This is a genomic window from Candidatus Enterococcus wittei, from assembly GCF_002140175.1.
Taxonomy (GTDB): domain Bacteria; phylum Bacillota; class Bacilli; order Lactobacillales; family Enterococcaceae; genus Enterococcus_B; species Enterococcus_B wittei.
On sequence record NZ_NGMO01000004.1, the window covers coordinates 50,275 to 64,006 of the forward strand.

The 13,732-nt window shown below is 36.5% G+C and carries 12 protein-coding genes; 2 read left to right on the forward strand and 10 right to left on the reverse strand.

Features of this window, described 5'->3' with window-relative positions; genetic code table 11:
* The 8 genes from A5844_RS14735 to A5844_RS11400 form a co-directional block, all read right to left on the reverse strand.
* Positions 1-325 (reverse strand): Cna B-type domain-containing protein (locus tag A5844_RS14735; RefSeq protein ID WP_179190596.1); only part of this gene is annotated, 325 nt, incomplete at its 3' end.
* Positions 322-1,575 (reverse strand): hypothetical protein, encoded by a 1,254-nt coding sequence (locus A5844_RS11370; protein WP_086285307.1) that lies wholly within the window; start codon positions 1,573-1,575, stop codon positions 322-324. The genes A5844_RS14735 and A5844_RS11370, both read right to left, overlap by 4 nt.
* 687 nt (positions 1,576-2,262) lie before the next feature.
* Positions 2,263-2,493, reverse strand: a complete 231-nt coding sequence (locus tag A5844_RS11375; protein ID WP_086285308.1) for a YkuJ family protein — start codon at positions 2,491-2,493, stop codon at positions 2,263-2,265.
* An 85-nt stretch (positions 2,494-2,578) separates the two neighbouring features.
* Entirely contained in the window at positions 2,579-3,466 is an 888-nt protein-coding gene (locus tag A5844_RS11380) for an NAD(P)-dependent oxidoreductase (protein ID WP_086285309.1), read from the reverse strand.
* An 87-nt stretch (positions 3,467-3,553) separates the two neighbouring features.
* Entirely contained in the window at positions 3,554-4,777 is a 1,224-nt protein-coding gene (locus tag A5844_RS11385; protein WP_086285310.1) for a glycosyltransferase family 4 protein, read from the reverse strand.
* Positions 4,778-4,801: 24 nt separating this feature from the next.
* Positions 4,802-5,842, reverse strand: a complete 1,041-nt coding sequence (locus A5844_RS11390; RefSeq protein ID WP_086285311.1) for an LTA glycolipid anchor biosynthesis glycosyltransferase, IagA/BgsA family — start codon at positions 5,840-5,842, stop codon at positions 4,802-4,804.
* A 186-nt stretch (positions 5,843-6,028) separates the two neighbouring features.
* Positions 6,029-7,756, reverse strand: a complete 1,728-nt coding sequence (gene ptsP / locus A5844_RS11395; protein WP_086285312.1) for a phosphoenolpyruvate--protein phosphotransferase — start codon at positions 7,754-7,756, stop codon at positions 6,029-6,031.
* Positions 7,756-8,022, reverse strand: coding sequence for a phosphocarrier protein HPr (locus A5844_RS11400; RefSeq protein WP_002287602.1), 267 nt, complete (start codon positions 8,020-8,022; stop codon positions 7,756-7,758). The genes ptsP and A5844_RS11400 overlap by 1 nt, the downstream gene beginning before the upstream one ends.
* 546 nt (positions 8,023-8,568) lie before the next feature.
* On the opposite strand from A5844_RS11400, the gene A5844_RS11405 reads away from it, so the two are divergent.
* Positions 8,569-10,803, forward strand: a complete 2,235-nt coding sequence (locus A5844_RS11405; RefSeq protein WP_086285313.1) for an ATP-dependent Clp protease ATP-binding subunit — start codon at positions 8,569-8,571, stop codon at positions 10,801-10,803.
* A 207-nt stretch (positions 10,804-11,010) separates the two neighbouring features.
* Positions 11,011-11,331 (forward strand): DUF1827 family protein, encoded by a 321-nt coding sequence (locus A5844_RS11410; protein WP_086285314.1) that lies wholly within the window; start codon positions 11,011-11,013, stop codon positions 11,329-11,331.
* A 54-nt stretch (positions 11,332-11,385) separates the two neighbouring features.
* Here A5844_RS11410 and A5844_RS11415 read toward each other — a convergent pair whose 3' ends face one another.
* Positions 11,386-11,586 carry a flagellar motor switch protein gene (locus A5844_RS11415; RefSeq protein ID WP_086285315.1) on the reverse strand — a complete coding sequence of 67 codons (201 nt, stop codon included), beginning with the start codon at positions 11,584-11,586 and terminating at the stop codon, positions 11,386-11,388.
* 229 nt (positions 11,587-11,815) lie between these two features.
* A complete protein-coding gene (locus A5844_RS11420; RefSeq protein ID WP_086285316.1) occupies positions 11,816-13,396 on the reverse strand; it encodes a peptide chain release factor 3 in 1,581 nt (526 codons plus the stop codon).
* Between the last annotated feature and the right edge of the window lie 336 nt (positions 13,397-13,732).

Here is a 13,732-nt window from a genome sequence, read left to right on the forward strand (position 1 = left end):
TGACTGTATAAACGATTTCTTTTCCGTCTTTGTATTTTGGTAAATTCTGGAATTCATAGCTCCACCCGTCGTTTTCAGTGACGACTTTAGTTGCGATTTGTTCGCCATCTGCTAACAGATTCACTGTGATGCTGTCTGGTCGTTTGCCATCTTGGTTATCTGCGTCATCCCAAGTTTTTGTTCCTTTTACTTCCGTTGTTTCAGTTTCAGGAGCATAACTGTTTACAAACGTTTGCCCCCCTCCATATATTGCATTCGCAAATAATTCTCCATCTATCTTTGTAACTATTACTATTGCATCAATTACATGATCATCATAAGTCATCCCTGGTTCTGAACCTTGTACTTCGTTAATTGTATAAAAAATGTTCCTTCTGTATCATAGGTTATCTCAGAAAAATTTACAGTTCCATCTAATTCATTGGATTTTGTCTCAATAAGGTTGCCAGCTTGATCTTTTAGTTCAAAATCAAAAGCCCCTGCAGTTAAGTCTCTGCCTATTAAAACTTTTCTTGCTTGTAAAGCAAATTGTATTGGCCCTGCTGCTAAATTTACCAATAAATCTTGACCTCCTCCGCCAGCAGAACCAGTAGGAGTACTTGTATCAAACCCAAAAGACACCTGAACCCATTGATCAGGAGAAGGAAATGTATCTGAAAGTACATCTACTTCATATATACCGACTCCCAAATCCTGGGTATTAAAACTTTCATAGAGTTGCGGAACAGTCATACTCAATGCAGCACTTGCTTTAGCAATTAAATCTGCAGAAGGATTTGAAACTTTAGAAGTAAGGTTTACTGATAATGCAGTGGTTGTAGCCGTAGGTGGTAGTAACTTCTCTTGAGTAAGAATTTTTTTATTATAAACTTGATAGATGATAAGCTTATCACCTTGTTTTGCATTCAAGTTATCAGTTTCTGTGTCAAAGTAAGCCATACTATTTAAACCATCTAAAGTGGCAGGAACTGTCTGAGTGTCATTATCTCCAAATAGACTACCTGTAAAGTAAATGTCAGATTGCTGGCTTGCTGGATAAAATCCTTCTGGAGCAGCCACTACTTTCAATATATAGTCTTTTCCTAGTTCAATAATATTATCCACGTGAGCTAATCCGTCAGGTCCGGTTTCAATATTTGCCATCAAGAGATTATTATCACTATCATATAAGTCAAATATAACTCCAGGATAAACTCCAGGTATATCTCCATTTCTACGTGGTTGAATTTGCATCTTTATTACTGCTGCCTGTATTGCCTTAGAAGGCGCACGAGTTTGTTGATCAGTTGATTGGATAGTTTCTGACGCTTGCTTTTTATCTGTCTGAGTGGTTTCTAATGTTGAACTTTCTTCAGAGGTTATTCCTTTGTTCTCCGTAACTATATTCTCAATTTGAGAAGATGAGGAGGAGCTTCCCTCCTTGATCGTTGTTTGTTCTGTTTTTATAGGTTCAGTTTGTGTTTGTTGCGTACTATCAGTATCACTTGTTGTTTCTGCTATTATAGTGATTGGCATTGTCAAAAATGAACTTAACATGACTAATAAACTAAGATAAATAGACAGTTTCTTTTTCATTTAACATCCCTTTCCTTCCTTTTCCTGACACAACGTCATTTAATTATTGTAAGTATAAAACAAAAGGGATTATAATAATACTGTTTTTTTTTATATAACAAACATTTATTCTAATAACTATATGTCCAAAAAAGACTTCAACGGATTGAACTTGATATTCTATAGAAATAAAGGAAAAAAATTAGGACTGTAGTTTTGATTTGCAAAAGGACCAACAATTAATAACACCATTAAATCCGTCAAATTTATCAAATATCTTCAATAATGGTATTCTATTATTTATGTATTCCAGAAGAAGTCAATCAGTTGATTTGTCTAAATACTTTTCTGGTAACCAATACTTGCTCTTAACTTTACATAAATCATTTTTCCCAATACTTCAGGGAAGAACTATATGATACTTATAATCCCATCTAGTATGGACTAAACTTTTATCGGCATTAGACAAAAAATCCTTTCGATCTTATATGTGGTTGGTAGTCATTTATTAGTATATTGAAAAGTTTTTATCGCTAAAGATATTTCGTTTGTGCGTAGAAACTCATGTTTTTTTATTTCATCCACTTTCCGAGCTCGACTAGTTCTAAAGACAATAAAAAAGATGTCAATGAACTCACTGACATCTTTTGACAAAGAGCTGGAAAACCAATAAAAATTGGATTTCCAGCATCTTTAGTTCGGCCTCATTTATTGAATCAAGTCATAAATTTCCATCGCAACGATATCGATATTATCGAATTCGTATTGTTGATGTGTATCTGTTTCTGTTAATTCAAATGTTTCGGTCGCTTTATCATACGTTACTGTACACTTTTCTACGCCTTCTTTTTCAAAGCGGCGAACTTGCAGTTCATTGTCTGCTGATTCGACCATAGCCTCCAGTCGTTTAATGATTGCGACTAATTGTGAATGTGTCATCGGAGGTCCTCCTTTTCTTAGTTCTGTTATATTGTATCAAATGCATCGACGTCTTGCATTGATTTTCTCCAAAAAAACAAGTTTTTTAGGATTTTTTTTCTGGTAGCTTTCCATCCGGCCACCAAAGCTTAATCAATGCTTGTGTGCCATCATTTTCAAAACCTTTATCTGCCAGTTGTTCATAGAGTTTTAAAGCTTCTTTTGTTGCTGGTAATTGAAGAGATTGTTTTTCAGCTTCATCCAGTGCGATTTTTAAATCTTTGATAAAATGTTTAACAAAAAATCCTGGAGTATAATCTTCTTTTAAAATACGAGGTGCATAATTGCTTAGGGACCAATTGGCTGCACTTCCTCCTGAAAGAGTAGCGATAACTTTTTCTAAATCCAAGTTCGCTTTTTGCGCATAAACAAGCATCTCAGTCATTCCTGTCATCGTGCCTGCAATCATCAATTGATTCGCCATTTTTGTATGTTGGCCCTTACCTGCTGATCCATGCAAGGTGATTGTTGTGCCAAACTCGTGTAATAATGGCAATACTTGGTCATACACAGCTTCTTCGCCACCGACCATAATGGTTAATGTACCGTTTTTAGCTCCGAGATCCCCACCTGATACCGGTGCATCTAGCGCTTTTGCGCCTTTTTTCTCTGCTGTCTCAGCAATTTTTTCTGCTAATGTCGGGGTACTAGTCGTTAGGTCAACTAAAATCTTTTTAGCTAGTTCAGTGGTAAAAATTCCATTGTTTCCATAATAAATTTCTTCAACATCACTGGGATATCCTACCATAGAAAAAATCACTTGACTATTATCAGCCACCAATTTTGGTGTATCTGCCCAAACAGCACCTTCTTTGACTAATGTTTCTGCTTTTGCTTTCGTACGATTATAGACAGTCACTTCATGTCCTGCTTTTAGTAAATGGCGAACGATTGCGCTACCCATTACTCCTGTACCAATAAAACCTATTTTCATCCTTCCAACCTCCTAAACATCAAAATCCTTGTTTCTATGCTAGTATACGCCAGAAACAAGGATTTTTTTAGGATAAATCACTAATTTTTATCTTTTAAATGAATTTAATTTAATTTTGATACGCTCGATCGAAGCTTCTTCTTCTTTTCTACGCATTTCTTCTGTGTAATAGATAATCATATCGCGATAAAATTCAATCATCGCTTCACCAAAATGAGCAGATGAAATCTCATAAAGTTTTGCTTCAAGAACTTCAGGATCTTTTTCGACTTTGGCTTCAATATAATCAATAAGTGCAGGTGCAAAGTCCTCATCCGTTTCAAATGTCTTGCCTAATGAAGGATGATTGAATAAGCGATTCAAATAATCATTTCCTTCGACGACACAAGGTGTACCAGCCGCCATCGCTTCAGTGTATGTTAAGCCTTGTGTCTCTGAAGTTGAAGCACAAACAAAATAATCTGCTGATTGATAGTAGAGTGCGACGTCCTTATTGTCTACTTCTCCAGTAAATTGAACAAACGATTCAATCTCTAATTCTTTGATCAACTCTTTTAGTTCTTCCACATACGGACCGTTTCCAACAATCACTAATCTTGCATTTGGATATTTATCGATTACTTGCGGAAATCCATTGATCAACGCTTGAATATTCTTTTCATAAGAAATTCGACTAAGCGAAAGAATCATCAAGTCATCCTCTTGAATATCTAATGAGGTTCTCAATTTATGAATATCCTCTTTCGTAATATCAGGACGCCTAAATTTTTCAATCTCAATGCCTGTGGGAATCACTCGCAGTGGCGCTGTCACTCCATAACTACGTAGGGTATCAATCACTCGCTCACTAGGACAAACTACGCCCGTCGTATGATTGACAAATAGACGTGAAAAATACTTCACATGAGATTGTCGAATTACTTTTCCTTTTGCAATGTAATGAAGATAATCTTCATACATGGTGTGGTACGTATGAATCGAAGGGACTTTCAGTTTCTTTGCAACCATTTTCCCTAGGATGCCAGCACCAAATTCTGTATGTGTATGAATCAGATCTAACTCTAATTCCTTTGCCACTAAATAAGCATACCACATGCCTCTAACAACCACTCTACGTTCCTTAAAAGAAATGAATGGAACACTAGGCATGCGAATAACATCTTTTTCAAGTTTATCAGCATTGGGATCGGTTGTCGTAAATATATAGACCTCATGTCCATTTTTTTCTAGTTCATCTTTTAACGTCTTGATCGATGTTGCTACGCCACTTACCTGCGGAAAATAGGTATCGGTAAAAAAGCCGATTTTCATCTTTTTTCGCCTCCAAACTACCTTTTATTTTGTTTCCTGAATTTGTTGGTCAGAAGAATCAGTTTCATCTAACACTTGTTCATAAACAGATTGAAGCTGTTCTCCGATTTTTTCGATGCTACGCTCTTTAGCTGTTCGATAGCCAGCATCAACCAAACTAGGGACTTCTTTTTGGATAATTTTCTTTATAAGTGCAGTGAATTCATCATTTGTTGTTCCCATATAACAATTTTTCTTATCTTCGAGCCATCCTTCATACACAGGAATGTCACGTACGAGAACATTTTGCTTACTTGCTAATGCTTCCAACACAACGATTCCTTCGGTTTCTTCATAAGAGGGGAAAAAGAAAAGGTCGGCTCCAGAATATGCCCCTTCGATAATTTCACCACGAATATACCCAGGAAAAACGACATTATCTGGATGTTCCTCTTTGACGATTTTTCGTATATTACTTGGAATGGAATACATTGGGACATGACCAAACCAAATAAATGTATATTCCGGCATTTTTTTAGCTACTTCTACAAAATCAATAATCCCTTTACGTGCGAAGAAAAGACCTACACAAATAATTACTTTTTGCTCCGCTGAAAGATTGAAATACTCTCTAAATTTCTGCTCTTTGATTGGATCTGGCTGATACTTCTTTAGATCAATTCCATTTGAAATCGACTGAATAGGTAAATCAATGCCATAGCTTTTCAACAATTTTTTCGAATAAGGGGTGGGTGTGATCAAATAATCTGCCTTTTCGTATAGCCCTACTAAGTATTTTTTTACTAGTGGCGATAATTGGTTAGAACCGATAAATGAATTACGAAAATCTTCTTCTGTCGAATGCGCATGATAAATGACTTTTTTTCCATCTCTTCGCGCCTTGTTGATCATATTATGACTATTGATACCATATGTATTGATGTGCAAAATATCATAGTCTTCCTTACTATCTAAAGTATAAGAAATACCTACATCCTTAAGAGCACGTTTCTGATGATCTAGTGCACGACCAATGCCCGATTTTGCAAGCATTCTTTCACTTTCAAAATACAATAATACCTTCATCTACGTTTCCCCCTCACCCCTATAGTATAACACAGCCTCAATACTGTCACTCAAACTTAAGTCCGATTTTTTCCTACATTATTGTAAGGTAGTACCTATTGACTTTCCTATTCATTTTTGTTTTCCTCTAGAATTTTGGAAAAGATAAAAAAACAGGTACAGCAAATCTACTGTACCTGTTTTAGATTAAGCTAGATATTCGCTGACAAGAGCAACGACTTCTTCCATTGTATCGCACTCATTTAAAGCACGATCTGCAAGTTCAGCCATTTTGCTTGTGTCTAAACGTTTCATTAAGCTACGTGTCTTCAAGATAGATGTTGCGCTCATAGAGAACTCATCTAATCCCATACCGACAAGTAAAGGAACAGCTGTTTGATCGCCAGCCATTTCTCCACACATACCTGCCCATTTACCTTCAGCATGCGCTGCATCGATTACATTTTTGATCAAACGCAAAATCGATGGGTTGTATGGTTGGTACAAGTATGAAACACGCTCGTTCATACGGTCAGCTGCCATCGTATATTGAATCAAATCGTTAGTACCAACTGAGAAGAAGTCAACTTCTTTAGCAAATTTATCAGCTAAGACTGCTGCAGCAGGAATTTCAATCATGATCCCAACTTGAATCGAATCAGAAACTGCAATACCTTCATTTACTAATTTTTGTTTTTCTTCTTCAAAGATTGCTTTTGCACCACGGAATTCTTTAAGTGTTGCCACCATCGGGAACATGATTCGTAAGTTCCCATGAACAGAAGCACGCAACAACGCACGCATCTGTGTACGGAACATTTCGTCTCCTTGTTCAGACAAGCTGATACGTAAAGCACGGTATCCTAAGAATGGGTTCATTTCATGCGGTAATTGCAAGTAAGGTAATTCTTTATCTCCACCGATATCCATAGTACGAACTACGACAGGTTTTCCTTCCATGCCTTCCAATACTGCTTTATAAGCAACGTATTGGTCTTCTTCAGTTGGAAAATCTGGAGAGTCCATATATAAGAATTCTGTACGATAAAGACCTACTGCTTCACCACCATTGTTATGCACACCAACTAAATCTTTTGGTGTACCAATGTTCGCAGCTAATTCGAAGTGCTTGCCATCGGCAGTCACTGTTTCAGCATGTTTTAATTTTTCCCATTCTGCTTTTTGTGCAGCATAGTCTGCGCCGATTTTTTCAAAGGCAGCTTTTTGTTCTTCTGTAGGATCAACGATTACATCGCCTTCGATCCCATTTACTGCTAAAATGTCGCCTTCTTTAACCTTAGCTGTGATTTCTTTTGTTCCAACGATTGCTGGAATTTCTAAAGAACGAGCCATGATCGCTGAATGTGAAGTACGTCCACCAATATCTGTAACAAAGGCTTTTACAAAGTTACGATCCAATTGAGCGGTGTCACTTGGTGTTAAGTCATGTGCCACAACTACTACTTCTTCATTGATCATTGAAGGATTTGGTAAAGTAACTCCTAATAGATGGGCCAAGATACGTTTGGCCACGTCACGAATATCTGCTGCACGTTCTTGCATATAAGCGTTATCTTCCATTGCTTCGAACATACTGATATACATATCCGTTACTTCTTTTAATGCTGATTCAGCATTCACGCTATTATCTTTAATATTTTGTTTGATTTGTCCGACCATTTCAGGGTCTGAAAGAACCATTAGATGAGCGTCAAATACTTGCGCTTCTGCTTCACCTAAGCTTTGCGCTGCTTTTTCTCGAATTTGTTGCAATTCTTCAGTTGATTTTGCTAAAGCATTCTCTAAGCGAACTTCTTCAGCTGCAATATCTTCAACTGTTGTCTTACTGAATGATAAATCCGGTTGAACTAGCAGGTAAGCTTTTGCAACGGCTACACCGTCACTAGCGGCAATCCCTTTTAGCATTTCAACCATTATTCAGACAAGCCTTCTTTCTTCATTGTTTCAACGATTGCTGCCATAGCATCCGCTTCGTCAGCACCTTCAGCAGTAATTGTAACATCAGAACCTTGACCTACACCTAAAGACATAACGCCCATGATAGATTTTAAGTTTACTGATTTACCTTTATACTCTAAGTTTACATCAGAGTTAAATTTGCTTGCTGTTTGTACTAATAGTGTAGCTGGACGAGCGTGGATCCCAGTTTCTGCTACTACGTGAAATTCTTTCTTTTCCATATTAATCGGTCTCCTTTAAGTGAGTGTTGTTTTTATGTGAGGGTTTTCTTTTTTAGCAAATCATGATAGAAGCTATTAAGACTGACCCTTTCATCTGTAAAGATTAACATTTTTTTTCATTAGACACAACAGTTTTCAATTAAAATACGCTAAAAGTACATAAAATGTTCCAATCTATTTTAAGAAGATACACTGGCTCAACCAAAACTAATAGTTGTTATGTGGCTACTTGTCATTTTTATTTACGTTGAAAGTTTTTTCTGATTTTATAAATAGTGTTTTCTAAAAAATTAATACACTGTAAATAGTGGATTTCTTTCTTTTTTTATTATTATTTATTGACCTTCTTTCTGTCAGTATTTCTGTCGGTCGAATCACTTGCGTATCGTAGAATTTTTAGTATAATAAAGTCAAATGGTCAGGAATGGTCAATCATTTCTTATTCTTGACTGTCTACTTATTTTCAAGAGTTATTCTTTTACCTTAAGAAATACGCGTTGTAAGATATAAGTAACGATTAATTGTTTGAAAGGACGTGAATGATTTATGCTTTGTCAAAACTGTGGTAAAAATGAAGCAACTATTCACTTGTATGCAACTGTCAACGGTCAGCGGACACAACTTGATTACTGTCAAAGCTGTTACCAAAAAATCAAAAACCAACAAAATGGGGGGCTCACTAGTATGGCTCAAAATGACCCATTTGGTTTTGGTAGTTTAGATGATCTTTTTCGATCGATGTCACGCCAAATGCAACAACAAGGAAATTACGAAGAAACGCCCCCTACACAATTTGGTGGAAACAATAACTTTAATGGTGGACAACCACCACAAGGAAATACTGAGGGGCTTCTAGGAGAATATGGTATCAACATCACTGAAGAAGCTCGCAAAGGAGAAATTGACCCGGTCATCGGACGTGACGAAGAAATCAAACGTGTCATCGAGATTTTGAATCGTCGAACCAAAAATAACCCTGTATTGATTGGTGAACCTGGAGTTGGTAAAACAGCTGTTGTTGAAGGATTGGCTCAAAAAATCGTTGATGGCGATGTTCCTCAAAAATTAATGGACAAAGAAGTTATACGCCTAGACGTTGTTTCTTTAGTACAAGGAACTGGCATACGTGGACAATTCGAAGAACGAATGCAGAAATTAATTGAAGAAATTCGTCAAGCAGAAAATGTCATCCTATTTATAGACGAAGTACATGAAATCGTGGGTGCTGGATCTGCTGGTGATGGTAACATGGATGCCGGCAATATACTAAAACCAGCGTTAGCTCGTGGAGAGCTACAAATGGTTGGAGCTACGACATTGAATGAATATCGAATCATTGAAAAAGATGCTGCTTTAGAACGTCGCATGCAGCCTGTTCGTGTCGATGAACCATCTGTTGAAGAAACCATCAGTATCCTAAAAGGTCTGCAAAATAGATACGAAGATTATCACCATGTAAAATATACGGATGAAGCAATCAAAGCGGCTGCTACGTTGTCTAATCGCTATATCCAAGACCGTTTCTTGCCAGACAAAGCCATTGATCTTCTTGATGAAACAGGATCGAAGAAAAATCTGACGATCCAAATCGTTGATCCAAAAATGATCGAAAAGAAACTGCAAGAAGCAGAAGAACAAAAGTTACAAGCCTCTAAAGAAGAAGACTTTGAAAAAGCTGCTTATTATCGAGATCAAATCAATAAACTGAAAAAAATGCAAGAACGTCAGTTATCTGATGAAGAGATGCCTGTGATCACTGAAAAAGATATGGAAAAAATCGTTGAGCAACGTACGGGTATCCCAGTTGGTGATTTAAAAGAAAAAGAACAAACTCAATTAAAGAATTTAGCCTCTGATCTGAAGAGTCATGTGATTGGTCAAGATGATGCTGTTGAACGTGTTGCAAAGGCCATTCGACGAAACCGTGTGGGTCTAAGTAAAAAAAATCGACCAATCGGTTCCTTCTTGTTTGTCGGACCAACTGGCGTAGGAAAAACAGAGTTAGCCAAACAATTAGCTTTTGAACTATTTGGCTCTGAAGACTCAATGATTCGTTTTGATATGTCGGAATATATGGAGAAACATAGCGTAGCAAAACTGATTGGGTCTCCTCCTGGTTATGTTGGCTATGAAGAAGCAGGACAATTAACAGAAAAAGTACGACGAAATCCATATAGTTTGATTTTGTTAGACGAGGTAGAAAAAGCTCACCCTGATGTTTTGCATATGTTTTTACAAATTTTAGATGATGGACGATTAACTGATGCCCAAGGCAGAACCGTCAGCTTCAAAGATACGATCATTATCATGACAAGCAATGCTGGTACTGGTAAAGTGGAAGCCAATGTTGGTTTTGGTGCTGCACGTGAAGGGGTAACCCGTTCTGTATTGAACCAACTTAATAATTACTTTACTCCAGAATTTTTAAACCGATTTGACGGTATCATTGAGTTTCGTGCACTATCAAAAGAAAACTTGATGTCGATCGTATCACTCATGCTAAATGAAGTGAATGAAATGTTAGCAGCACAACATCTAAATATCGAAGTACCTGAAAATGTAAAAGAAAAACTGGTGGATTTGGGCTATGATCCAGCAATGGGGGCACGCCCATTACGCCGAACGATCCAAGAACAAATCGAAGATGGGATTGCTGAATTTTATTTAGACCATCCTACGATCTCTGATTTGAAAGCAAAACTAGATAAAGATGACAAAATTATTATTACGTCAAAACCTGAACGTTTAGCTAAAGAAGCAAAAAATGAACCATTAAATTAATCATCTACAATTTTGTTAAGTAAAAAGCTTTTAACAGACTAGGCGGAGAAATCGAGAGATTCTCCGCCTTTTTCTTTAAAACTCTCATCATTCTCTCGCTTTTTTCTGTTATAATTTTTTTAGAAGACAAAATGCTGTTCAATTTATTAAAAAAAAATTATAATTAAACTAGGTTATATTTAGAAATACGTAAAAGAGGTGAGCGCCATGAAGCTAGTTAATGTGACAAACAGCCATTCACGTTTAGTTTTAAATCAATTGGAAAACACTGATGCACATATGGTCAAAGTTTATACAGCCGGAAATACAATGGTTATCTATACTGAGGCCCCAGAACACAATGAAATCTTATTGATTAACGAAAACCGCAACATCCAATCTAAGGAAATTGAAGATGTCCAAGAATACTTTTTAAATAAAATACATGACGCCGAATACCATAAAAGTGACATTCAAGTAATCGAGTTGCCAGGCTTAGTAGAAATTTCGATCCCAAAACGAAAATTAGACACGCCACTTGCCATGTAACTGACACTTCAGTTGTAGCAAAATCAAACCAAAATCATAAGGGCTTTGTCGAAGTTACGACATTGCCTTTTTTATTTTTTTAGCTCCCTCAACTTTCTTGTCTTTAGGTTGCCTCTCTGTGTGGATAATTGCTCTTATTTCTTGAACGATGTGTTCGTTGCTTTCCCAATTATCGATATCCAACATTTGACACAAGCGTTTCATTTCTTCTTTTTTTCTTTTGAAACGTTTCTTTTTTTCCACTTCAGTTTCCATCTACTTCTCCTCACTTTTCTTTTTTATTTATATGTACGCCAAAATAATTCTAAACCATTAAGTGGACAAGCTTTTATTTTTTTTTCTAAAAAAACAAAAAAGTGTGTTGAACTACTAAAACTTACTGTTTCATTAACAATTAGCATATTTTAACATAACAAAAAAACATGTGATTTCTCTTTTAGCTTCTTAGAGAGAATCACATGTTTTTAATTTCAATCCTACTTGATTACATCAAGCTCTTCAATTTTACATTTGGATATTTATCTGCAAACCAACGCTCTGCAAATTGATTTTCGAATAAGAACAGTGGTTGGTCGAAACGATCTTTCGCTAAGATATTACGACTTGAACTCATTTTTTCATCTAAATCTTCCGGTTCGATCCAACGAGCAATTTTATGTCCCATCGGTGACATAATAACTTCCGCATTGTACTCATTCAACATGCGATATTGGAATACTTCGAACTGTAGTTGTCCCACTGCCCCAATAATATATTCGTCTGTTAAATAGGTTTTATACAACTGGATCGCGCCTTCTTGGACAAGTTGTTGAATCCCTTTGTGGAATGATTTTTGTTTCATGACGTTTTTTGCTGTAACTTTCATAAACAGTTCCGGTGTAAACGAAGGAAGTTCTTCATAGGCCACTTTTAATTTCCCTTCAAAAAGCGTATCTCCAATTTGATAATTCCCTGTATCATATACCCCAATGATATCCCCAGCAACAGCATTTTCAACATTTTCTCGAGAATCAGCCATAAACTGAGTGACGTTGCTTAATTTTAGTTTCTTATTTGTTCGTTCTAAGGTAACATCCATTCCACGTTCGAATGTTCCTGAACAAACGCGTACAAAAGCAATCCGATCACGGTGTGCAGGGTTCATATTGGCTTGGATTTTAAAGACAAAACCAGAAAATTCTTCTTCATAAGGACTGATCATCTGGTCTTCACGAGTCTTATGACCATAAGGAGACGGTGCTAAGTTAACGAATGTTTCTAAAAATGTTTGTACCCCAAAATTAGTTAATGCGGAGCCAAAAAAGACAGGTGTTTGTTCTCCATGAGCAATTTTCTCTGGATTGAAAGCATCTCCTGCTTCCTTAAGTAGCTCAACTTCCTCCAGTACTTGTTCATAGATAGAATTGTCCGTCAACGGATGTCCTTCTGGCAATAAACCATCTTCATCTAATGGTACTAAACGTTCCCCTTGATAATTTTCTGGGCGATAAAACTCTATACGATTATGATGGATATCATATAATCCTTCAAGTCCTTTTCCCATGCCGATTGGCCAATTCATTGGGTATGATTCAATCGCTAGCAATTCCTCTAGTTCTTCTAGTAACTCAAGTGGTTCACGGCCATCACGATCTAATTTATTAATAAATGTAAAAATAGGGATTCCTCTTTTTTTGACAACTTGGAACAGTTTCTTTGTTTGTGCTTCGATCCCTTTTGCGCTATCAATGACCATTACTGCACTATCTACTGCCATCAATGTTCGATAAGTATCTTCTGAAAAGTCTTCGTGTCCAGGAGTATCTAAAATATTTACTCTTTTCCCTTGGTAATCAAATTGCATCACGGAACTCGTCACAGAGATACCACGCTGTTTCTCGATTTCCATCCAGTCAGATTTGGCAAAATTACCTGTTTTTTTCCCTTTTACTGTACCTGCTTGGCGAATCGCTCCTCCAAATAGTAGCAATTGTTCTGTAATTGTCGTTTTCCCAGCATCTGGATGGGAAATGATTGCAAATGTTCTTCGATTATCCACTTGCTGTTTTAAATCTGGATTATTCATAAATTAACTCCATTCTTTCTTTGTTTCTTACTTCTAGAGGCATTTTTTTCAAGTATTGCTTTTTATTCATTTATCTCCTCTTCTTCAACTCAAATAGTATAGCATGGATCAATGGATTGAAAAAGTGACGAGGATAGGTTTTTATATTCCAATTCGTTTTTATTTCTCAAAAAAGAAACAGATAGTTTACTCTAATTACGGCTCTATACTTTTTGATGTTGGTGGATTCCACTGACATCTTTTTTATTGAGAAAAAAAGATAGAAAAGACACCTTGAAATCCTTTAGAATTGATTTGGCGAAACCATTCATAAGGAGGATTCAAGATGTCTTATAC